Annotated in this window: 17 protein-coding genes and 4 pseudogenes; 16 read left to right on the top strand and 5 right to left on the bottom strand. The window is 37.7% G+C overall.

The window, feature by feature from the left end:
* The first annotated feature begins 12 nt into the window (after positions 1–12).
* Positions 13–960 (top strand): annotated as a pseudogene (locus AC01GB_RS04695) (type II asparaginase).
* Positions 961–1,327: 367 nt separating this feature from the next.
* Here AC01GB_RS04695 and AC01GB_RS04690 read toward each other — a convergent pair.
* Positions 1,328–1,924, bottom strand: coding sequence for a TetR/AcrR family transcriptional regulator (locus AC01GB_RS04690; protein WP_474450779.1), 597 nt, complete (start codon positions 1,922–1,924; stop codon positions 1,328–1,330).
* A 156-nt stretch (positions 1,925–2,080) separates the two neighbouring features.
* On the opposite strand from AC01GB_RS04690, the gene AC01GB_RS04685 reads away from it, so the two are divergent.
* Positions 2,081–3,079, top strand: coding sequence for an agmatine deiminase family protein (locus AC01GB_RS04685; protein WP_474450777.1), 999 nt, complete (start codon positions 2,081–2,083; stop codon positions 3,077–3,079).
* A gap of 38 nt (positions 3,080–3,117) precedes the next feature.
* On the opposite strand, the gene AC01GB_RS04680 is transcribed toward AC01GB_RS04685, so the two are convergent.
* Positions 3,118–4,737, bottom strand: a complete 1,620-nt coding sequence (locus AC01GB_RS04680) for an ArnT family glycosyltransferase (protein ID WP_474450775.1) — start codon at positions 4,735–4,737, stop codon at positions 3,118–3,120.
* 434 nt (positions 4,738–5,171) lie between these two features.
* Positions 5,172–6,104 (bottom strand): OspG family effector kinase, encoded by a 933-nt coding sequence (locus tag AC01GB_RS04675; protein ID WP_474450774.1) that lies wholly within the window; start codon positions 6,102–6,104, stop codon positions 5,172–5,174.
* Between the two features lie 658 nt (positions 6,105–6,762).
* Here AC01GB_RS04675 and AC01GB_RS04670 point away from each other — a divergent pair.
* From AC01GB_RS04670 to AC01GB_RS04660, 3 genes and pseudogenes are all read left to right on the top strand, one after another.
* A pseudogene (locus tag AC01GB_RS04670) lies at positions 6,763–8,097 on the top strand (NCS2 family permease).
* A gap of 241 nt (positions 8,098–8,338) precedes the next feature.
* A complete protein-coding gene (locus AC01GB_RS04665) occupies positions 8,339–9,988 on the top strand; it encodes a Na+/H+ antiporter (protein WP_474450773.1) in 1,650 nt (549 codons plus the stop codon).
* Positions 9,989–10,006: 18 nt separating this feature from the next.
* Entirely contained in the window at positions 10,007–10,876 is an 870-nt protein-coding gene (locus tag AC01GB_RS04660; protein WP_474450772.1) for a carboxylate/amino acid/amine transporter, read from the top strand.
* 87 nt (positions 10,877–10,963) lie between these two features.
* Here the strand turns inward: AC01GB_RS04660 and AC01GB_RS04655 are convergent, their stop codons facing one another.
* Positions 10,964–11,356, bottom strand: a complete 393-nt coding sequence (locus AC01GB_RS04655; RefSeq protein ID WP_474450770.1) for a YidB family protein — start codon at positions 11,354–11,356, stop codon at positions 10,964–10,966.
* A gap of 352 nt (positions 11,357–11,708) precedes the next feature.
* Here AC01GB_RS04655 and udp point away from each other — a divergent pair.
* The 9 genes and pseudogenes from udp (at position 11,709) to tatC (ending at position 19,678) form a co-directional block, all read left to right on the top strand.
* Positions 11,709–12,467, top strand: a pseudogene (udp, locus tag AC01GB_RS04650) (uridine phosphorylase).
* Between the two features lie 376 nt (positions 12,468–12,843).
* Positions 12,844–13,374 carry a DedA family protein gene (locus tag AC01GB_RS04645; protein WP_474450768.1) on the top strand — a complete coding sequence of 177 codons (531 nt, stop codon included), beginning with the start codon at positions 12,844–12,846 and terminating at the stop codon, positions 13,372–13,374.
* A 124-nt stretch (positions 13,375–13,498) separates the two neighbouring features.
* Positions 13,499–14,836 (top strand): DNA recombination protein RmuC, encoded by a 1,338-nt coding sequence (gene rmuC / locus AC01GB_RS04640; RefSeq protein ID WP_474450766.1) that lies wholly within the window; start codon positions 13,499–13,501, stop codon positions 14,834–14,836.
* Between the two features lie 88 nt (positions 14,837–14,924).
* Positions 14,925–15,680: a bifunctional demethylmenaquinone methyltransferase/2-methoxy-6-polyprenyl-1,4-benzoquinol methylase UbiE gene (gene ubiE / locus AC01GB_RS04635; RefSeq protein WP_474450765.1), complete on the top strand. Its 756-nt coding sequence runs from the start codon at positions 14,925–14,927 to the stop codon at positions 15,678–15,680.
* A gap of 1 nt (position 15,681) precedes the next feature.
* A complete protein-coding gene (locus AC01GB_RS04630; RefSeq protein ID WP_474450763.1) occupies positions 15,682–16,341 on the top strand; it encodes a ubiquinone biosynthesis accessory factor UbiJ in 660 nt (219 codons plus the stop codon).
* Complete coding sequence (ubiB, locus tag AC01GB_RS04625) at positions 16,322–17,959, top strand: ubiquinone biosynthesis regulatory protein kinase UbiB (RefSeq protein WP_474450761.1); 1,638 nt, start codon at positions 16,322–16,324, stop codon at positions 17,957–17,959. The genes AC01GB_RS04630 and ubiB overlap by 20 nt, the downstream gene beginning before the upstream one ends.
* A 111-nt stretch (positions 17,960–18,070) precedes the next feature.
* Positions 18,071–18,364, top strand: coding sequence for a twin-arginine translocase TatA/TatE family subunit (gene tatA, locus AC01GB_RS04620; RefSeq protein ID WP_474450759.1), 294 nt, complete (start codon positions 18,071–18,073; stop codon positions 18,362–18,364).
* Between the two features lie 9 nt (positions 18,365–18,373).
* Positions 18,374–18,910: a Sec-independent protein translocase protein TatB gene (gene tatB / locus AC01GB_RS04615; RefSeq protein ID WP_474450757.1), complete on the top strand. Its 537-nt coding sequence runs from the start codon at positions 18,374–18,376 to the stop codon at positions 18,908–18,910.
* Positions 18,911–18,913: 3 nt separating this feature from the next.
* On the top strand, positions 18,914–19,678 hold the full coding sequence (gene tatC, locus AC01GB_RS04610; RefSeq protein ID WP_474450755.1) for a Sec-independent protein translocase subunit TatC: 765 nt from the start codon (positions 18,914–18,916) through the stop codon (positions 19,676–19,678).
* 23 nt (positions 19,679–19,701) lie between these two features.
* On the opposite strand, the pseudogene rfaH reads toward tatC, so the two are convergent.
* A pseudogene (rfaH, locus tag AC01GB_RS04605) lies at positions 19,702–20,193 on the bottom strand (transcription/translation regulatory transformer protein RfaH).
* A gap of 143 nt (positions 20,194–20,336) precedes the next feature.
* On the opposite strand from rfaH, the gene pepE reads away from it, so the two are divergent.
* Together pepE and ubiD are read left to right on the top strand one after the other, a co-directional pair.
* Positions 20,337–21,062: a dipeptidase PepE gene (gene pepE / locus AC01GB_RS04600; RefSeq protein ID WP_474450753.1), complete on the top strand. Its 726-nt coding sequence runs from the start codon at positions 20,337–20,339 to the stop codon at positions 21,060–21,062.
* Between the two features lie 117 nt (positions 21,063–21,179).
* Positions 21,180–22,652, top strand: a complete 1,473-nt coding sequence (ubiD, locus tag AC01GB_RS04595; protein WP_474450752.1) for a 4-hydroxy-3-polyprenylbenzoate decarboxylase — start codon at positions 21,180–21,182, stop codon at positions 22,650–22,652.
* Positions 22,653–22,659: the final 7 nt, after the last annotated feature.

Raw genomic sequence — 22,659 nt, 5'->3', positions numbered from 1 at the left:
GGAGTACATAAAATGAAAGTAAAAATGAAAATGAGCTTTTTGGCGCTGACCATCGGCGTTTCTTTCTCTTATGCAGCGCAGGCATTACCCAATATTACTGTCCTGGCAACCGGCGGGACTATCGCAGGCAGCGGATATTCTCCGGTCAAAGCCAGTTACACTCAAGGAACAATCAAAGTCGATAAACGCTTGGAACTGGTGCCACAAATAAAGCAGGTTGCCAATGTTAAAGGCGAACAGGTGGTTAATGTCTGTTCGCAAGATATGGATACCTCTGTATGGCTCAAGCTGGCGAATAAAATAAACACGCAGTGTCAGGATACTGATGGTTTTGTTATTACTCACGGTACTGATGCCATTGAAGAAACTGCCTATTTTCTAAACCTGAGGGTGAAGTGTGAGAAACCTGTTGTGCTGACAGGGGCAATGCGTCCGGTTACTTAGCTTAGCTCTGACGCACCGGCAAATTTGTATGGTGCAATTCTGACGGCAGCATCACCGGCTAGCGCCGGGCGAGGTGTATTGCTTGTGATGAATAATAAGATCCTTGATGCTCGGGATGTGACGAAGATGAACTCGGAGAATTTGGAAGCGTTTCAGTCGATCCATTATGGTGCTTTAGGGGCTATCGCCGACAGCAAAGTCATTTATACCTGCACGCCTGTGCAAAAGCACACTACCCAAACATCGTTCGACGTTAGCAAGCTAACCCAACTGCCAGAGGTGGGTATTGTCTACAATTACGCTAATGCATCTGACATTCCTGCCAAGACCTTTATTGCCAACGGCTATCAGGGCATTGTCAGTGCGGGCGTTGGTAATGGCAAAATTAATGATGACAAATACGGCTTCGTTGCTTCCGCAACGCTAAGCCCCTATAAATCCCGCGTGTTACTTATGCTAGCGCTGACACAAACGAAAGATCCAAACAAAATCCAACAATATTTCATGCAGTATTAATGATGAACGGGGGCTTACAGCCCCGTTTTACCCCCTGCTGATGTGCCTGGGAAAATTGATCTGTCTGTTTGATAAAATAAAAAATTTGCAAGTGCGCTATAAGATATGAGTGGTCATTATTGTGAACCACTGCAACAAAAGTTACCAAAATCTGACAAATTAAAGTAATTGGATGCAACGGAGTTGAGTTATTAGCATTCGCGATTTGTTGTTAATCGGTAGACATTTTAAGCAGCCTTTTATTTACAAAAGCCTATTAAATTAAGTAACAATTTATCCATCTAAACTCCATATATCACCGAAGCCATCTCCTCGCTTGCGAATATCTTATTAGGTTTTATCAACATAACAATTATGGTATTAATCGCTATTTAATTGGTATCAATATTTTTTTGATTATATAAATAAATGATCCTAAACGATCAGCTAAATGGAACTCTGGCTCCATAAGATCACGACCAATTGCACCGTCAGCGATGGTCATCAGCCAGGAAGCAGTATTTTCAATCGGTAATTCTGGATCAATTTGGCCATTACTGACGCCATGCTTTAGAATATCAACCAGTCGTTGTCTGACAATTTTTTCATTTTTAATAAAAGTGTTGTTAATTGCCTGGTTTCTACTGGCTTCCGCAATAATTTCCAGGCTTAGTCGGGCATAAGTTGGTTCATTATAAAGTTGTATCAGTCTGGTCATAATCGTGATAACAGTTTCGATGGTCGAATCGGTGACCTGTTCGATTTGTAGTAGTGTGGCAAAATTGGCCTGATCTTGTAAGGCAATAGCTTCAATAATGGCATTTTTAGTTGGATAGTAATGAAATAAATTTCCGGGACTCATTCCAGCGGCTTGACATATTTCCGCCGTTGAAGTGGCATGAAAGCCTTTTTCAACAAAACAGCGGATAGCTGCCGCAATGATCTGTTTTTTCTTAGCGCGCTGTTTTTCCGTTTGTTCAGTCATATTGATCTCCAAATAAGTAGACAATAATTTTTAGACCGATTACTCTATCTATTTTAAAGCCAGAAATAAAGCGCTTTTCACCGGTTAACGTTAAATAGCGATTTATTTTAGCTAGTTACTTGTTTGTTAAACTATTTTAATAGGATAGCGTGAAGAATGTATTATTTCCCGCACGAATCGCATGTACATACTTGCACTTGGATGCCATTTGGCATGTCTACAACTATTTGGCCAAAAAAATTAATTGCCAGCTTACAGCAGAATTTAGCCGATATTGCATTAGCAATTGCAGAATTTGAACTGGTTAATTTATTGGTTACGCCTGAAAATTATCCTGTTGCCTGGAATTTACTTGGCAGCTCGGTGAACTATATTAAAGCACCACTTAATGATATCTGGATCAGGGATAGTGGCGCTAATTTTGTGTTGGATAAAAGCTCAGGGCAGCTGGTGGCTATCGATTTTAATTTTAATGGTTGGGGCAATAAACAGCGGTATCATTTTTATCGTCATGTTGCCACAATTATGGCGAACTACACAGAAAGCCAATTAATTAAAGCAAATATTAACCTTAAAGGTGGCAGCATTGAAGTTAATGGCTCAGGAGTAGGAATATTTACCGAAAGTGCGATCTTAAATAGTGATCGTAATCCTAATTGTACGCGACAGCAAATAGAATATCAGTTAAAAACCTATTTAGGATTGACGGATATTATCTGGTTAAAAGGTATTAAAGGTTATGATATTACCGATGGCCATATCGATTTTTATGCTCGTTTTATTAATTACAACAGTATTATTAGTCTGGAAAACGATACTTATTCTTTTGATTATCGCGTTACCAGAGAGCATCAAAACAGCTTAATAGCGATGAATAAAATTAAAAATATAACCACATTAAATACGCCGCAAAATGTCAGAGTTGACCGTCAGCGCTATCCTGAATTTGCTGCCAGTTATGTTAATTATTATCTTTGTCATCAGGCAATGATAATTCCGGAATTTGGCGATCAAAACGCTGATAGCGCCGCGGTAGAAATATTAACGGACTGTTTTCCCAACCATAAAATTGTTCCTGTTAATATTGATACCATCGCTATTGGCGGTGGTGGTATTCATTGTGTGACGCAACAACAACCTAAAAACGCTATTTGATAATAGCGGTTCTCCATCATAACCATAACACTGGCTAATCAACGATCGATCTTCTTATATAGCACCAAATTCTCTTTTGTTTCATCAGGGCGATGGCCGATCCAGAATATTTCCATACCAGGGGGCGGTTCTCTGACCTCTTTTGAAAGATCGAGCAGCCACCGGCAATTAGGCGGTGTTTCATAGTGATATTGTGATTGATGTAAAATTCCGGTGTAGTAGTAAAGCATTGGCGCTTCTGATTCCCCCACTTCATGGGAGACCATACAGTCGGTAGGGAGAAATTCGCTGGCAATATGTTGTTTTAGATCGGCAAACACATTTTGATAACCTTTGGCGTAATCTATCCAGCCGATAAAAAGTGTAAAGACTAATCCCCAGATAACAGTGAGTCCCAGACACCATATTTGAGTCGCTTTTAAAGCCAGCTGGTCGGCCAGAAAACATTTTTTAAACAACCAGATCAACGTAATGGTTAACGCAAATAAAAAGGCCATCCAAGAAAAGTGCGGCTGATAGCCACTTGGCAACCATTGGCTAAAAATTGGCAGCAATTGGTGGTGTTTAGTCGAAAAAGATAACCCGTAGCCAATCCATAAGAGAGGGATGAGTAGGGAAAACAAAATTTGGCTGAAGTAATAACCAATTTTATATAACAGCGATGGTAATAGACAAAAACAGTGGGTCGCTAATAATGCCATCGGTGCGATAAAAGGTAATAAATATAACGCGCGGCCAGAGGCTGAGATTTGTAACAAAATAACGCCTAGCAATACAAAACAGGCTGGTAAAAAAAGCCTATTGGCTGTTAGATTTTTTATTGGTTGTTTCAAAATAAAAATAACAGCTAAGATACCTGATGGTAAGGCAAAAAGAAGTATTGCTTCAGGGATACGGAAGGCTTTTGCTTTTGCACCTAATTGTTCAACTGAAAAACCCAAAAAACGGCCAATATTATTATCCCAAAACCAAACTTTAAACAACTCAGGGCTATCACGAAAAAGTAAAATTGGCCAGGGTAAAATTAAAATTAAAGACAGCAAGCCAGCAATAATAGCTAGAGAATAATAGTGTTTATTGCGACAAGCTTTTAAACAAATCGGCGCTAAAATTAAACAGATCCAAATTAAGCCAGGGATAAAAACTCCTTTTGATAGCATGGTAATAACGGTACCGGCGCTTAACCAAAAGGTGGAAAAGAGATTTTTTTCCTGCTTAATCAAACCTAATAAGCCATATAAACCAATAATAGTGCCTGCTATCAAAGCAGTATCGGTAAACATATCGTGGCTATGACGTAATATACCCGGCGCTGAAGCAAATAATGCCAATGCTATCCAGATACGATAATCAGAGAAGCTGTCAGCGGAGAAGAAACGGCGAGCTAACAAAACAAAAAAAGATAAACTCAAAGCAGAAAAAAATAGCGTGGCCGTTCTGGCTGCATCATGCATGGGTAACCAAGAGGAAAACAGGTGGACAGCAGTGGTTGCAACCCAATAGTAGAGTGGGGGTTTTTCCATAAAAGGTTGGCCGGCATTAGTGGGTATCAGCCAATTACCTGTTTCATACATAGTTTGTATAATACCAAAACTATAATTTTCATCTTGCTTCCAAGGATTATGTCCAAAGATACCTGGCAGCAGGTAAATTAACATAAACAGTAAGAAACCGAATAGCGTTTTTATATCTGTTTTGGATAAAGGGTTGTTATTTATTATTTCCATGAAATTAGATTAGTTAATTAAATAAATACCGTTGTCATTAAGACCAGCAATGACTTATGTTTATAATATACTCAAATGGTTCGCATAATATAATGATCATCGATAAATATATTAGCATAAATGTTAATAACATTGTTGGTTTAAAATTGGCGGACTTTACTCGTGTCGGAAATAAAAATAAATATTTTACATTTAATTAAATTTTAAAAAAAATCATAATATGAAACAGCCAGTTTATTGGTGAATAAACCTATGGCGTGTTGGTTGCATAAGTTATATTCTGATTATAATAAATATTCTCGTCCTGCTAGGACGAGGAGAATGTTAATAACAGGTTGATAATATTTTAAATCAAATGTTAACTATCATGGCCAAAATAAATTTGGCCCAGGGGGCGGCGGTTCAATTTTTTGCATGATAAATTCAATACAATCTTTTGCATAATTTTGCAGTGCATCAGAAAGATCTTCTTGACTTAGTTTGGATAGATTACGAGGATCATTACCAAAATCAATGGGGTTGAATTTTCCTGTTTCGCTATCCCACAAAATGTTATTTTTTTGTAAATCTGAGTGAAAAATATTTTTTTCTGTCAGCTCAGTTAACATACGATTAAATTTTTCAATTGCTTCTGCTGGAAATGAATCAACCTGACTTAATGGTTTCCCGGCAATTTTTTTCATCCTGACAAATAAATTCTGCTCATCATCGTGATAAATTTTGGCGGTGTTTTCACCATAGTAATGACAAAAAAATACGATCGATTTTTCAATTGATTTAATATCACTTCCACTTCCACTTCCACTTCCACTTCCACTTCCACTTCCACTTCCACTTCCACTTCCACTAATACTAACGATATGACTGTCACGTTGACAGTCATATTTTTCATAATATTTTTTTATCACATAATTTTCATCATGGTCTTGATAAACTTCACCGTCACAGCCTGCGTTGATAGTGTGATTAGCAAAATAACATAAGGTATGATAATTTCCGGCTTTATCTAAAACGCGAGTTTCAATGGGTGGTATTTCATATCGCTCCGCCCATAGTGGTATTTGGTCCCATTCAATGTAATGCCTAGCAAACTCCAATGGGCTATGAAAACTGTTTGGCGGAAAGTCATATCTGGCGAGTAATTCTTGTGCCCACCTTCTGTTTTCTACATTATCAATCCCACCTAAACTTTTAATAAGAAGATCTTCTGCTGTCAAATTTCTACTGGCAGATGTAGTGGGTAAATTTGTAAAGTAATTGGTGTTTGTCGTGGAGGAACTGACGGGTGGAGTAAGCATATATAATTAATCCTATTTGGAGTCTTTCAGTTGGATTTATAAAAATGCATATAATTGACAATGAAATTACTATAATTATTTTTTGTAAGATTAAAAATAATAAAAATGTAAATAAAAAATATGCTTTGTAAATTTCTCCCCAAATGTTCAGTTTTGCTTTATTTAAGGAATGGTCAACAATACCAAGTTCATTACAGTGATCACCAAATGACGCTGATGATGGATTGATGTACAGCACATTTTGATAGTCCGTTTGTCGACTACACCATCACTTCACAATGTAGAAGGCATAGACTGGTGTTTATCTTTAAACAGCAGAAAAAAAAGTATGCTGGGATAGAAGCCTGATATAGCACATTTTATATTGATAAATAATATTTTTAATTACTCAATGTTGATTTCATTCAATAAAATTTTTTTGCCTGACAAAATAATATCATTATCTTATCTACAATAGGGTGCTACTTTTTGTTGCCTTATCATAAAAAATAAACAGAAAAATTGCCTGGTTTTTCATAACAATAAAATGGCGCTAATTATCTTTGTGGTGAAAAATGCTTGATTATTTCCTTAGGATCACCAGATAATTGCGTCTCTAAAATCTCTTTTTTTCTTTCATAGTTGAAAGTTATCTTGAATTTCTAAACAGAGGATCAACATGTCTGCTAGGCAAACTCCTTTGAATTGCAAATTAAATCATTTTTTTAAATACAGTAACGAGGCTCAACAATTCGTCGCGAGATTATTGCAGGTCACCACATTTTTGGCCATGGTTTACTCTGTTATTGTGGTACCTGGTATGTTAGGTCAAGCCGGTTTCCCACCCACAACAGTTTTTATTGCAACCTGCCTGGTAGCAGGATTTGGCTCATTATTGATGGGGTTATGGGCTAATTTACCGATGGTTATCGGTTGTGCTATTTCATTAACCGCATTTAGTCTGGTTCTTAGTCAGCAGGTGAGCATTCCTGTTGCTTTAGGTGCCGTTTTTTTAATGGGATGTTTATTTACTTTTATTTCCATTACTGGTGTACGTAGTTTTATTCTACGCAGTATGCCAAAAGGGATTGCTCAGGGGACAGGAATTGGTATCGGGCTGTTTTTGCTTTTGATAGCCGCCAATGGCATTGGTTTGGTGGTAAAAAATGAGCAGGCCGATTTGCCGGTTGCGCTTGGACAATTTACTTCTTTTCCTGTGATCATGTCACTGATTGGTTTGGCGGTTATTTTTGGTTTGGAAAGAAGAAAAACTCCAGGTGGGGTATTAATGGTGATTATTGTGATTTCTATTATTGGCTTAATTTTCGATCCGCAAGTGAAATACCAAGGTTTCTTTAAATTACCAACCCTGGGTGAAGACGGTTTATCGTTATTGTTTAGTATGGATATTGTTGGCGCATTACAGCCAGTTGTTTTACCCAGTTTATTTGCCTTGGTTATGCCAGCTATTTTTGATGCCACAGGAACAATCCGTGCAGTAGCCGGTCAAGCTCAACTGTTGGACAAAAATGGTCAAATTATTGATGGTGGTAAAGCGTTAACCGCAGATTCAGTTAGCAGTATTTTTGTCGGTGTCATTGGCGCTTCACCAGCAGTAGTTTATATTGAATCGGCAGCGGGTACGGCTGCGGGTGGCAAAACAGGATTAACTGCGGTAGTGGTTGGCTTGTTGTTTTTGGTAATTTTATTTTTGTCCCCTTTATCTTATTTAGTACCGTCTTATGCAACGGCCCCAGCATTGATGTCTTTTGGTTTGTTAATGCTGAGTAATGTTGCTCAACTGGATTTTAATGACTTCATTGATGCCGTTTCCGGTTTACTGTGTGCAGTATTCATTGTCTTAACCTGTAATATTGTCACTGGTATCATGCTTGGTTTTACTGGCTTAGTGATTGGCCGCATTTGTGCCGGAGAGTGACGTAAATTAAATATTGGTACCGTTCTGATCGCAATAATATTAGTCGCTTTTTACATTAGTGGCTTAGCTATTTAAGTTTATAGACGTTGATGTTAATTCCAACGTAAAATGGAATATAAAGTTAACTGATACGATTAATCTTAAAGTCAAAAATATTGTCACTGATAGTTTGTTGTTAAGGATAGAATATGGCGAAATATAGTAGTTTTACGACGGTTAGTTCATTTTTTCTCTAGCACAGTCTTATTTTATATCAATATCTGTTAAGCATAATACTTTGCTCGACTTATAACTCAGACTTATAAGTAAGGATAATATGGAAATATTTTTTACCATCCTCATTTTGATTTTGGTGGTTTCAGTATCTGGCGTTATTACAAAAGTTATTCCGTTTCGTATACCGTTGCCTATTATGCAAATTGCGATAGGAGCATTGTTAGCGTGGCCGCATTTTGGTTTACATGTTGATTTTGATCCAGAGCTTTTTCTGGTTCTGTTGATCCCGCCGCTATTATTTGTTGATGGTTGGAAAACTCCAACATGTGAATTTTTTCAAAATGGACGTGAAATTTTTATCCTAGTTTTAGGCTTAGTATTGGTAACGGTAGTTGGAATAGGTTACGTGATCTATTGGCTGTTACCAGGTATCCCGCTTATTGCGGCTTTTGCATTGGCGGCAGTTCTTTCCCCTACTGATGCGGTGGCTCTCTCCTCAATTGTCGGTCGAGGTCGAATACCGAAGCGGATGATGAGTGTGTTAGAGGGTGAAGCACTGATGAATGATGCCTCCGGCTTGGTGGCACTAAAATTTGCTGTTGCCATTGCTATGGGAACTATGATCTTTACTGTATCTGGTGTCACCCTTGAATTTTTTAAAGTTGCTGTCGGTGGTTTATTGATAGGCATTGCAGTGACTTGGATTTATAGCAAATCACTGCGCATTATGAGTCGCTGGAGTGGTGATGATCCGGCAACCCAGTTGATCTTAATGTTATTATTACCTTTTGCCTCATATCTTATTGCTGAACATATTGGTTTTTCTGGTATTTTATCGGCTGTTGCTTCGGGCATAACCATCAGTAAAGCTGGGGTCATTCGCAATGCACCACTAGCCATGCGGTTAAGATCGGATAATGTTTGGTCGATGCTGGAGTTTGTTTTTAATGGCTTAGTTTTTATCATGCTTGGCTTACAGTTACCAGGTATCTGGGAAACCTCTGTTATTCAAGCTGAGCTTGATCCTAGTGTTGAAACTTGGATGCTATTTGTCGCCGTTTTCATTATTTATACCGCTTTATTATTGTTAAGGTTTAGTTGGTTATGGTTGATGAAGCGATTTAGTCGGTTGTTATTAAAAAAACGGCCGTTACAATTTGCTTCTTATACTTATCGTGAATTGTGGTTAGCGTCATTTGCCGGAGTACGTGGAGCAATCACTTTGGCAGGTGTCCTTTCCATACCGCTATTTCTTACCGATGGTACTCCTTTCCCTGCTCGCTATCAGTTAGTTTTTATTGCCGCTGGGGTTATTATGCTATCGATTTTTATTGGCGTGCTTGCTTTGCCGCTTTTATTGCATAACTTTAAAGTGGGTGACAAACTGGCAGATATTAATGAGATGCGAATGGCAAAAGCGGCGATGGCGGAAGTGGCTATTGTGAGCTTAAATAAAATGGAAGAGTGCCTTTCGGCCGATGCTCAAGAAGCGCTAGATCCTGACGTTATTAATGAAGTTGCTTCCCGTGTTACTGGTTATCTGCGTCGTAGAACCGCCGTTCAGGATGAAATGGAGCATAATTTGTTAATAGAAGATTTAGAGCGTCGTTTTCGTTTAACGGCGTTACGAGCCGAGCGGGCAGAGTTATATCACTTACGTGCAACGAAAGAGATCAGTAATGAAACCATGCGAACACTATTATTAGATCTTGATTTGATGGAAGCTTTGTTGATTGATAAAGAGCATTAATCTACTAAGAGACAGACCATGGGATTGTTAGTTATTACGACGCTGCTGTGGGCTGCGTCTTTTAGTTTAATCGGCGAATATTTAGCAGGCCAAGTTGATAGTTGGTTTGCTGTGTTAGTCCGGGTTGCTCTGGCGACAATGGTTTTTTTACCTTTTCTACGTTGGCGTGGATTGTCGTTGAAAATTATTTTACTTTATATGCTAGTCGGTGCTTTTCAGTTAGGCATCATGTATCTATTTGTTTTTCAGGCATATAACTATCTTAGCGTCGTTGAATTTTTACTCTTTACAGTGTTAACCCCGCTTTATATAACGTTATTTTATGATTTATTGGAAAGGCAGCATCTACGCTGGGGATATTTGTTGAGTGCAATGCTGGCAGTGATTGGAGCGGCTATCATTCGTTATGATCATTTGAGCGGATCTTTTTGGCTAGGTTTACTTTATGTGCAATTGGCGAATATTTCCTTTGCGATTGGCCAAGTTGGTTACAAAAGAATGATGGAAATTTATCCAATTCCACAGCAGCAAGCCTTTTCTTGGTTCTATATCGGAGCCTGTACTATAGCACTATTCGGTTGGATGATATTTGGTGATGTTAGTAAATTACCCACCACAAAAATACAGTGGGGTGTTTTAATTTGGTTGGGAGTGGGCGCTTCTGGTATTGGCTACTTTATGTGGAATTATGGCGCGACGCAGGTAGATGCTGGTACGTTGGCGATTATGAATAATATGTTGGTACCAGCCGGACTATTGGTCAATTTTGTTGTCTGGCAACAGCATCCCGATTGGCTTAGCTTTATTTTAGGTAGCAGTCTACTGTTGTTATCTCTTTGGGTACATCGGCATTGGCTCTATCGATCAACTTTAAGCAAGATATATTGAACGCCAACGATTGGATCCAGAGTGACGGAAATGGTCGCCGCTAATTAAACGAAATTTGCCCATCGTAACAGGGATGGGCAATAATGATTAACTACCAAAAAATTTATCTTTTAGTAGTTTAAGACCAATCGACGTTAAATCTAATTTTTCCGGTATTTTACCATCTGGGGTTGTTGTATTAACTAATTTAGGCAAATGCTCTGCTATTAAGTAAGACGTTTTTTCTGAATTTAAACCGACTTTACTGGCTAAGGCAGAAATATTACTTGTACCAAATATTGAGCTAATTTGCTCCATACTTACGGGTAAGTTCTCCCCTGAGCCTATCCAGGATTGAATAATTCCACCAAATCCTTGTTGCTCAAATTTATTAATTAAGCCCCGAATGCCACCTTGTGTTTCAATCCAGCTTAAAATATTTTTATATTGATTAAATTTTTCACCACCAACCATATCGGTAAGTTGATCTAAAAATCCCATGGTAACCCCCTTGCAACATCAAAATTGGTTAAACGATTGGTATCTTCCAATCTTTAAATTCAACAAGTTTAGAAATTATTAAAATCTTTGCTAGTCATACGTTAATAATAGTGAGTGATAAGTTAAAAATACAATAAAAGCCTTAAAAGATTTACCGGATCCTTTTAATTAAATAAGTGATTTTTATTTATTAAAAATACGATATGATCAAGCTAGCATAAATAATTTGATCATATTTTTGTGTAAAAGCAGCTTTTCATTATTGTTTTAAATGATCCCTATCATTAAAAGGTTATCATTTTATTATTAAATTAATGGATTAAATAAATTAAAAATACAGTATGGTGTAATTATGTCTGATGTTTTTCACTTGGGATTAACTAAAAATGACTTACAAGGTGCAACGCTTGCTATTGTGCCTGGCGATCCAAATCGGGTAGAAAAAATTGCCAAATTAATGGATAACCCGGTATATCTGGCTTCGTTACGTGAATTTACCTAATGGAGTGCTGAACTTAATGGTAAATCGATTATTATTTGTTCAACCGGTATTGGTGGCCCCTCGACTTCTATTGCCGTTGAAGAATTAGCACAATTAGGCATACGTACTTTTCTTCGTATCGGTACTACTGGGCAATTCAAAAAAATATCAATGTCGGTGATGTACTTATTACTACTGGCGCAGTACGTCTAGATGGTGCTAGCTTACATTTTGCGCCTTTAGAATATCCTGCGGTAGCTGATTTTAATTGTACCAATGCGCTTTATGATGCAGCTAAAGCAGCAGGGAGCACAACCCATGTTGGTATTACTGCGCCTTCGGATACTTTTTTATCCTGGTCAGGAACGTTATGATACCTATAGTGGGCGCGTTGTTCGTCGTTTTCGCGGATCGATGGAAGAGTGGCAAAAGATGGGAGTGATTAATTATGAAATGGAATCGGCCACCTTACTTACTATGTGTGCAAGCCAGGGATTATCAGCAAGTATGATAGCTGGCGTGATTGTTAACCGTACACAACAAGAAACACCAGATAAAACATTATTACGCCAAACAGAAGGGAATGTTTTAGGGATCGTGGTTGATGCTGTTCGCCGGTTATTAAATTAATAAGTGCTGCAGGTTTGGCTAATTTTTCGATAAAACGAGTATAACTAATTGTTATTTTTATGAAAATAGAGATAAATTTATTTTATATCTTTTTTTATTTAATCGCTGTTTTTATTTGTATTAAGTGATTCTCGTTTTATTTTTTATCGAATGTATTCAGTAATTTTTATTTTGATAAATTAACGGATAATTTTTGTTATTTGGTATTTTTTAGTAAACTAATGAATGTTAATAGCCGGATAATAGCATAGAATAAAATAACTTAGATTTAATATTTTGTAAGTTAAATTTGCCGCATTATTATATTTTAATCTGACAATAATTTACATTATTGGCTGCATAATAACGAATGTTTAACTGAAATAGGAATAATAAATTGACATTGTCAGAGATTATTAATGTTATTACCGAATTTGCTCGTGACCATCAAATATTAGCTATCTTTATTGTTTTTATATTAGCTTTTGGTGAATCGTTAGCCTTCATTTCATTATTACTCCCCGCGACAGTGATTTTGCTTGGTTTAGGCGCATTAATTGGTGATAATGGGCTCACTTTTTTACCAATATGGTTAGCTGCTGCCTGTGGTGCTTTTTTGGGCGAGTGGTTATCTTATTGGTTTGGTTTTCATTATAAGAACAGCGTACGCCATATGTGGCCAATTTCTCGTCGTCCTGAAGTGCTCGATCAAGGTCATCTTTTTTTTGAACGTTGGGGAGTATGGAGTGTTTTTATCGGCCGTTTTTTTGGTCCCTTAAGGGCGGTAATTCCCTTGGTAGCGGGCATCTGTGCTATGCCTAAACATTATTTTCAACTCGCTAATTTACTTTCTGCTATGGTCTGGGCATTTGCTATTTTAGCGCCAGGGGCATTTGGTTTATCTTGGCTTGCTCGGTGGATGGGGTAAAATAGCCGTTAAATTTCATCCTGGTGCTATTTGTTGACCAAAATAAGCAAAATTTATTCTGGACATTTATACAGTATACCACTAAGTTACTTTATAAAATAAAGACTATTTTAAGGAAACCAAGGTGGATATTCAGTTATTATATGCAATTATTGGCTTTCTTACCGGCACACTCTTTGGTGGTAGTTTAATTTGGCTAATTATCGTGCAAAAAATGAATAAAAAAGAATCTGAATTGCGAGATTTTTACAGTATCCAAGCTAGCTATGAGGAAAAAATTACCCATCTTGAATATTGGAAAATTGAGTGTGAGCACCGTGACCAAGAATTAAGGTCACAAAGGGAAATTAATCGTAATCAAGAAGTTGAACTACGTGAAGTCATGACTCGGCTTGAAGAGACACGGCTGGCTTTTGAAGAGAAACAGAGGCTGTTACTCAATAGTGAGCAGCGGTTAAATGTTCAATTTGAGAATTTAGCCAATCGTATTTTTGAACAAAATGAACGTCGAGCTTCTGAGCAGAACCGTCAAAGTTTAATTGCACTATTAACTCCTTTCCGCGAACAACTAGACGGTTTTCGCCGTCAGGTACATGACAGTTTTAGTCAGGAAGCGCGTGAGCGCCATACTCTAGCTCATGAAATTCGTCAACTTCAGCAATTAAATGCAGAAATGGCAAAAGAAACGATTAATCTGACTAAAGCGTTAAAAGGAGATAATAAAATTCAGGGAAATTGGGGTGAGACAATTCTCTCTCGCATATTGGAAGCTTCTGGGCTAAGGCAGGGGCATGAATTTGAAACTCAAGTCAGTATTAATACCTCCAATAGTCGTTATCAACCTGATGTGATTATTCGTCTACCACAAGGTAAAGATGTTGTTATTGACGCCAAAATGTCATTGACAGCTTATGAGCACTATTTTAATAGCGAAGATGAGCAACAGCGGGCAACGGCATTACGAGGGCATGTTAATTCAGTACGCAATCATATAAAAGAACTTGGCCGAAAAGATTATCATCAATTAAATGGGTTAAGATCGCTGGATTATGTATTAATGTTTATTCCACTCGAACCGGCTTATTTGATTGCTTTACGCGAAGCGCCTGAACTTATTGACGAAGGTTTGACGAATAATATTTTACTCGTTTGTCCTTCAACTTTATTGGTGGCAGTTCGTACAATTAATAATTTGTGGCGTTATGAACGACAGAGTCAAAATGCACAAGTAATTGCCGAGCGTGCTGCTAGAATGTATGACAAAATGCGGTTATTTGTCGATGATATACAGGTGTTAGGTCAGAGCTTGAACAAAGCACAGGTGAATTATCAATCGGCGATCAAAAAATTAGCGGAAGGAAAAGGTAATTTGATTAGCCAGGCGGAAAGTTTAAAAGAATTAGGAATAGAAGTTAAACGCCCGATTGATATTGAATTTAGCAAACAGACTGCTAAATCATAATTAAGAAGAATCGTTAGATCGTAAATAAGATCTTACAATAAACATGATTACAATTTCGATTATTTTAATGATTAAATGAGCGCAAATTATGGTAGATCCAATTAAAGAAAGCACTGATTTTGGCTTTCGCAAAGTAGCCAAGGATGAGAAGGCGGATTTGGTTGCTGCTGTTTTTCATTCGGTGGCTGCCAAATATGATCTTATGAACGATCTGATGTCATTAGGGATCCATCGAATCTGGAAACGTTTTACGATAGAAGCCAGTGGTGCTCGCCGTGGGCAACATATTTTAGATCTCGCTGGTGGCACTGGAGACTTGACCGCTAAATTTGCCAAAATAGTTGGCGAAAAAGGTGAGGTTATTCTGGCTGATATCAACGATTCTATGCTGAAAATGGCGCGCGAAAAGCTCCGCGATCGAGGTATTGTTGGTAATGTTAATTATGTTCAGGCTAATGCTGAAGAACTACCTTTTCCTGATAACTACTTCGATTGTATAAGTATTTCTTTTGGCCTGCGCAACGTTACTGATAAAGATAAAGCGCTTAAATCAACGTTTAGGGTGTTAAAACCTGGTGGTCGTTTATTAGTATTAGAATTTTCAAAACCGATTTTTTCAGCATTAACTAAAGCTTATGATGTCTACTCTTTTCATATTTTACCCCGAGTTGGTCAAATGATAGTCAAAGATGCTGATAGCTATCGCTATCTGGCTGAATCTATTCGCATGCATCCGGATCAGGACACTTTAAAAGCAATGATGGAGTTAGTCGGTTTTGAACAAGTTTTTTATACCAATATGAGCGGTGGAATTGTGGCCCTACACAGAGGGTTCAAATTTTAAGATGGATACCCCGTCAACCAAAAGCTATTCAAAAATCCCGCTATTACATGACGGAATTGCTTCCTTTTTACAGCTTATGTTGAATAGATTTTTTTATCAGGAAGTGGCGTTGAAATCAGCCAGAGTAAGGTTGGTTGGCAAAGTGTTGGCGATTGATTTAAAAGAATTATCTCAACCATTGATATTTATATTCTCTGAGCAACGAGTTGATGTAGTAAACCAGTGGCCAACACCGGCAGATTGCGTGATAAAAACCGCGTTAGTGACCTTGAGGCATCTTAAAGATAAACAGCAACTTTCGACTCTGATCAACGACGGTAGGGTTGTTATAGAGGGTGATATGCAAGTTGTGCAGCATTGGTCTGCATTACTAGATGCGACTGAATGGGATCCTGCTCATTATCTTGCTCCTTATGTCGGTGATGTTGTTGCCGAAGGGGTGAGTTGTTGGGTTAAAAAAGGTATAGTTGGAATAAATGGGTTGCTAAAGCAACAAAAAAAACAGTTTAAAAATGTATTGGTGGAAGAATGGCGAATGTCTCCTAATACATTGGAAGTTCTAAGTTTTGCTGATAAGGTTGAGAAGGTGGCGGCAGATATTTCAGCACTGGAACAACGTTTAGCTAAATTGGAGGAAAAATATGAGACCAGGAGAAATTAAACGTCTCTATTTTATCGTTCGAGTATTTCTAAATTATGGTTTAGATGAACTCATTCCCAAAATTAAATTTACTTTACCCTTAAGGATTGGACGCCGTTGTTTTTTTTTGTTATCAAATAAGCATAAAGACAAATCCCTTGGTGAACGTTTACGTTTAGCTCTACAAGATTTAGGCCCGGTTTGGATTAAGTTTGGTCAGATGTTATCTACTCGTCGCGATCTTTTTCCAACGATAATTTCTGATCAGTTAGCGTTATTACAAGATAAAGTGGCTAGTTTTGATGGCCGATTGGCTCGCCGACATATAGAACAGTCATTAGGTGGTTCACTTGAAACCTGGTTTGATGATTTTGATGAGGTGCCCTTAGCCTCGGCATCGATTGCTCAAGTACATACTGCAAAATTAAAACAAAATAATAAACAAATTGTAATTAAGGTTATTCGCCCAGGTATATTGCCGGTTATTAAAGCCGATATAGGCTTGATGTATCGGCTGGCTAATTGGCTCCCTCTTTTCCCGGATGGACGACGTTTACGTCCACGAGAAGTTGTTCGAGAGTATGAAAAAACATTAATTGATGAATTAAATTTGTTGCGTGAGGCGGCGAATACTCTCCAATTAAGGCGTAATTTTGAAAATAGCTCCATGCTTTATATTCCTGAAGTCTATTCAGACTACTGTCGGGAAAATGTGATGGTTATGGAGCGTATTTATGGTATTCCAGTTTCTGATATTAACGCGTTACAGAAACAGGGAATTAATATGAAGTTATTAGCTGAACGCGGAGTAAAAGTCTTTTTTACCCAAGTTTTTCGCGATAGCTTTTTTCATGCTGATATGCATCCTGGTAATATTTTTATTAGTCGAGAACATCCTGAAGATCCGCAATATATTGGTATTGATTGTGGTATCGTCGGTTCGCTAAATAAAGAAGATAAACGTTATTTGGCAGAAAATTTTATCGCTTTTTTTAATCGAAATTACCGTAAGGTAGCTGAATTACATGTTGATTCGGGATGGGTACCACCAGATACTAATGTAGAAGATTTTGAATTTGCCATTCGAACCGTTTGTGAGCCAATTTTTGAGAAACCGCTAGCTGAAATTTCTTTTGGTCATGTTTTATTCAATTTATTCAATACCGCCCGTCGTTTTAATATGGAGGTTCAGCCTCAGCTAGTATTACTGCAAAAGACTTTGCTCTATATTGAAGGATTGGGAAGGCAGCTTTATCCGCAACTAGATTTGTGGAAAACAGCTAAACCTTTTCTTGAAGATTGGCTACATCGACAAATGGGTTTAGTCGCGATTATTAGTGCGTTTAAGGAAAAAGCACCTTATTGGGCAGAAAAAATGCCAGAAATTCCCGATCTTATTTACGGAGCGCTTAAGCAGCATAAATATTTACAAGATAGTATCGATAAATTCACAGTCCAGCTACAAGGGCGACAAGTAAAGCAAAGACAAGGCCAATATTTACTAGGAATTGGAGCAACTTGCTTGTTATGTGGTACTTTATTGCAGATTTTCGATTCAAAAATTGCTGCTATTGGGTTTATATCTTTCGGTATAATTTCATGGGCTATAGGATGGTATCGAACAGGTAAAATTGGCTAAAGTTCGTCTTTAAACACATTTATCTTAGGCTCTGCATGTTTCTTAGATAAAGTTAGTTGTATATAATATGGTTATACATAGTTGAACCTAATTTCGTAGAGGTATATATCAATGGGAACAACAATTGCTATGGCTACATTTGGTAGTCCCGGTCAGCTTCTTATTATTGCTTTACTGGTTGTTTTAATTTTTGGTACTAAGAAGTTACGCTCACTCGGCTCAGATTTGGGGGAGTCATTGAAAAACTTCAAAAAAGCGATGAGTGATGATCACAGTAAAACTGATGATACTAACGAAGCAGAAAAACAGCATACTGATGCTGATTTTGAACCCAAAAATATTACTGAGAAAACAACAACAAGTCAGACAAAAGAAACGGCTGAAAGTAAAAAAAATAAAGAGTAGGTATAAACCGTGCTTGATATTGGTTTTAGTGAACTGTTATTGGTTATGATTATCGGCCTAGCGATTCTTGGTCCGGAGCGTTTGCCGATAGCCGTCAAAACGGTTGCCGGTTGGATACGTGCGTTGCGTTCATTGGCTGCTAATGTTCAGCATGAACTCTCACAAGAGTTAAAATTGCAGGAATTGCAGGAAACCTTGAGGAAGGCAGAAGAAAAAGCACAATTACAGACCCTTTCACCGGAACTTAAACAATCGATGGAAGAATTGAGAGAATCTACTGAGCTATTAAAGAAAAATTATCAATCATCGAACAGTCGTATCGAAGAAGAATTGGCTAAAGTAAAAGCATTCACTAGCGATCTTGATGAAAATAGCGCCGCTAAAATAGATGAAGAAATACCGATAACAACCAATAAACAATCTCAGCCAGCACAGACTGATCAGTTGGTAACCGCGTCAGATAGTTCTACTAAAAGTAAAAATACGCTCAAATCTCCACCAGAGAAAGTAAAAAAGCGCTCTGATCAAACTAACGGTGAAAATTAGTCTATGTCTATTGATGATCCTCAACCACTTATTAGCCATTTGATTGAATTACGTAGACGCATTCTTTATAGCTTACTTACTGTTGCAGTGGTTTTTCTAGCTCTGGTCTATTTTTCCAATGATATCTATCATTTGGTTGCTGCACCCTTGATTGAACAGCTCCCCGTCGGTTCTCGCATGAGTGCGACTGATGTGGCATCAACTTTTTTTGCCCCGATTAAACTGACGTTTATGGTGGCGGTATTTATTTCTATTCCAGTGATCTTATATCAGTTATGGGCTTTTATCGCTCCTGCCCTTTATAAGCATGAGCGGCGCTTAATGTTGCCTTTACTGGTCTCCAGTAGTGTACTTTTTTACCTGGGGATGCTTTTTGCCTATTTTGTTGTTTTTCCTTTAGCATTTGGTTTTTTTGTAAAAACCACACCAGAAAGTGTGAATTTCATTCCTGATATTAGTAAATATCTCAGCTTTGTCATGACACTTTTTATGGCTTTTGGTGCGGCGTTTGAAGTTCCAGTTGCTATTATTCTACTTTGCTGGACAGGCGTTACGACGCCCGATTCTTTAAAACGTAAGCGTCCTTATATTATTGTGGGTGCTTTTATTGTAGGTATGTTTTTGACGCCACCAGATGTGTTTTCTCAGACCCTATTGGCGGTACCAATGTATTTATTATTTGAATTGGGCTTGTTGTTGTCACGATTTTATGTTGGTAAGGGCCGCAAAGCAGCAGATGATAAAAATTCGAATGAAATAATAGAATAAAACGCTATTTTTTTTAATTACAATCAATCACTTTTCTTAAATTGTTTATTATCTATTAGCTTAGCTACATTTTGATTAAGGATATTAAGAAGAATAACTGAACGATTTTCACCATCAGGTTCTGAATAAATTGCTTTTAGGCCTTCAAAAATACCTTCAGTAATGATGATAGTATCACCTGATACTGGCGTCTTTGGTGCCACGATTTCTTGTTTAGATGCGGATTTTAGTTCATTAATAATATTATTTGGTACGATCACAGGATAGAGGCCAAATCGAATAAAATGGCTAACCCCTCTAGTTGAACGTATCGTTGTGGTATGGATTTCTTCAGGATTAAATTTAACGAAAAGGTAGTTTGGAAATAATACTTCAGTAATTGTGATGCGTTTGCCTCGCACCATTTTTTGTATTTTAGTTTCTGGCGTTAAGCAGATAACATGCTATCTTTTTAGATTTTCTATTGCTCGCTCTATTTGCCCGCGTTTACAGTAAAGAAGATACCAATTTTCCATGCTATGGCTCAAAAATAAAATTACACTTTATCATTATATCAAATTGTAAATTATTAAGATATGTCGCCAGAACCAGCATGATTAATTCTTTATGATTCAATTAATATAGTTTTATATGATGATCTAATAAAAGGTAGGGATAGATGGATATTTTTCTTCTTAGCAATGGTCGATTAACTACGAATTCTCAATGGCTAAATTATGCAACATCACGTTTAAAAGAGATGTTTCAACGTCGTCAGATCCGCAAAGCGGTATTAGTCCCTTATGCTGTCTTACGCGGTGATCATAATCAACGTGCTGCTGAGCTTAGTCAATCATTAGGTATTGAAGTGGTTTCGATTGAACACTTTGAGTCGCCTGTAGAGGCGATTGAGTCAGTGGAGTGTATTTTAGTTAGTGGAGGAAATACTTGGTGGCTAAATAAATGCCTGCATGAAAATGGATTGATCGTAGCTATTCAGCGTGCTGTTTTTGAACGTAATATTCCCTATATTGGCTGGAGTGCAGGATGCAATGTCGCCACTCCTAGTATAAGAACCACCAATGATATGCCTGTAACTAATGTAGTTGTAATGCCTTCCTTGGGGCTATTTCCAATACAAATTAATCCGCACTATATTGATAGTCATATTAGTGGGCATATGGGAGAAACACGAGATGATCGTATTGCTGAGTTTTGTGTGATCAATCCCCATGAAATTGTTATTGCCTTACGTGAAGGTAGTGGCTTACAGATTAAAGATAATGAACTACATTATTTTAGTGGCAAAAATGAAGGATTTAAGATTTTTCAGTATAACCAACATTTTCCAGAGCAATTTGATACAAAAATATTAAAAAAATGGGTTCCTTATCAATGTATTTAATTGCATTGTAATTAATTCAAAATATTCACTAATCTGAACAGATTGAACCTTTATTGGTAACCTGCATGGAACAATTTATAATGAAGCTCCAGCAAATTAAAAAGTAGAAAATATATAATGAAATACCGTGATCTGAGAGATTTCATATCATTATTAGAACAAAAAAAAGAACTGAAGCGTATCAGCTATGAAGTCGATCCTTATTTAGAAATGACAGAAATAGCAGATAGAACTCTGCGGGCCGGTGGGCCTGCACTGTTATTTGAAAACCCTAAAGGTTTTTCTATACCAGTTCTGTGTAATTTGTTTGGGACCGTTGAACGCGTTGCGATGGGGATGGGGCAAGAAAATATCCAAGCATTGCATGAAGTTGGCAAATTATTGGCGTTTCTTAAAGAACCGGATCCACCTAAGGGATTCGCTGATTTAATCGACAAGTTACCAAAATTTAAGCAAGTTCTTAATATGCCAACCAAAAGGTTAAAGTCGGCAACCTGTCAAGAACAGATTTGGCAAGGTGACGATGTTGATCTATTTCGTATTCCCATAATGCATTGTTGGCCAGAAGATGTCGCACCACTTATAACATGGGGATTGACGGTTACTCGAGGGCCTCATAAGACACGGCAAAATCTAGGTATCTATCGGCAACAACTATTAACTAAAAATAAGTTGATTATGCGTTGGTTATCTCACCGGGGTGGGGCATTGGATTTTCAAGAATGGTGTAATAAATATCCCGCTAAACCTTTTCCTGTCGCAGTAGCTTTAGGGGCTGATCCTGCTACTATTCTAGCCGCGGTGACACCTATTCCGGATACGCTTTCCGAATATGCATTTGCGGGATTATTACGCGGGCACCGTTCAACGGTTGTAAAATGTATATCTAATGAGCTTGAGGTACCGGCGGGTGCAGAAATTATTCTGGAAGGCTATATTGATCCTGAAGAATTTGCACCGGAAGGGCCTTATGGTGATCACACTGGTTATTATAATGAAGTTGATAAATTTCCGGTATTTACCGTTACGCATATTACTCAACGTAGTGATGCTATTTATCATTCAACTTACACCGGCCGGCCCCCTGATGAGCCCGCCGTTTTGGGTGCTGCACTAAATGAGGTTTTAGTCTCTATATTACATAAACAGTTTCCAGAAATTGTTGATTTTTATTTACCTCCTGAGGGCTGTTCTTATCGGCTTGCCGTGGTAACAATAAAGAAACAATATGCTGGGCATGCTAAGCGCGTTATGATGGGGGTTTGGTCTTATTTACGGCAATTTATGTATACAAAATTTGTCATTGTCTGTGATGAAGATATTAATGCACGTGACTGGAATGATGTTATCTGGGCAATAACAACCAGAATGGATCCAGCACGAGATACCGTTATGATGGAAAATACCCCGATCGATTATCTTGATTTTGCGTCACCTATCTCAGGTTTAGGTTCAAAAATGGGACTTGATGCAACCAATAAATGGCCGGGTGAAACACAACGAGAGTGGGGTCGTCCAATTGTTATGACAGAAAAAATAAAAAAACGGATAGATGACATTTGGCATGAATTAGATATTTTTAAATTATGAGAGGATG

Source organism: Candidatus Arsenophonus phytopathogenicus, assembly GCF_056113345.1.
The sequence above is the reverse complement of the archived record's forward strand: the minus strand, read 5'-3'. Positions and strand labels throughout refer to the sequence as shown.

Bases quoted from the DNA above. Each gene is read 5' to 3' on its own strand.
- AC01GB_RS04690 (WP_474450779.1), bottom strand. From the start codon at position 1,924: ATGACTGAACAAACGGAAAAACAGCGCGCTAAGAAAAAACAGATCATT.
- AC01GB_RS04685 (WP_474450777.1), top strand. From the start codon at position 2,081: ATGTATTATTTCCCGCACGAATCGCATGTACATACTTGCACTTGGATG.
- AC01GB_RS04680 (WP_474450775.1), bottom strand. From the start codon at position 4,737: ATGTTAATTTACCTGCTGCCAGGTATCTTTGGACATAATCCTTGGAAG.
- AC01GB_RS04675 (WP_474450774.1), bottom strand. From the start codon at position 6,104: ATGCTTACTCCACCCGTCAGTTCCTCCACGACAAACACCAATTACTTT.
- AC01GB_RS04665 (WP_474450773.1), top strand. From the start codon at position 8,339: ATGGAAATATTTTTTACCATCCTCATTTTGATTTTGGTGGTTTCAGTA.
- AC01GB_RS04660 (WP_474450772.1), top strand. From the start codon at position 10,007: ATGGGATTGTTAGTTATTACGACGCTGCTGTGGGCTGCGTCTTTTAGT.
- AC01GB_RS04655 (WP_474450770.1), bottom strand. From the start codon at position 11,356: ATGGGATTTTTAGATCAACTTACCGATATGGTTGGTGGTGAAAAATTT.
- ubiE (WP_474450765.1), top strand. From the start codon at position 14,925: ATGGTAGATCCAATTAAAGAAAGCACTGATTTTGGCTTTCGCAAAGTA.
- AC01GB_RS04630 (WP_474450763.1), top strand. From the start codon at position 15,682: ATGGATACCCCGTCAACCAAAAGCTATTCAAAAATCCCGCTATTACAT.
- ubiB (WP_474450761.1), top strand. From the start codon at position 16,322: ATGAGACCAGGAGAAATTAAACGTCTCTATTTTATCGTTCGAGTATTT.
- tatA (WP_474450759.1), top strand. From the start codon at position 18,071: ATGGGAACAACAATTGCTATGGCTACATTTGGTAGTCCCGGTCAGCTT.
- tatC (WP_474450755.1), top strand. From the start codon at position 18,914: ATGTCTATTGATGATCCTCAACCACTTATTAGCCATTTGATTGAATTA.
- pepE (WP_474450753.1), top strand. From the start codon at position 20,337: ATGGATATTTTTCTTCTTAGCAATGGTCGATTAACTACGAATTCTCAA.
- ubiD (WP_474450752.1), top strand. From the start codon at position 21,180: ATGAAATACCGTGATCTGAGAGATTTCATATCATTATTAGAACAAAAA.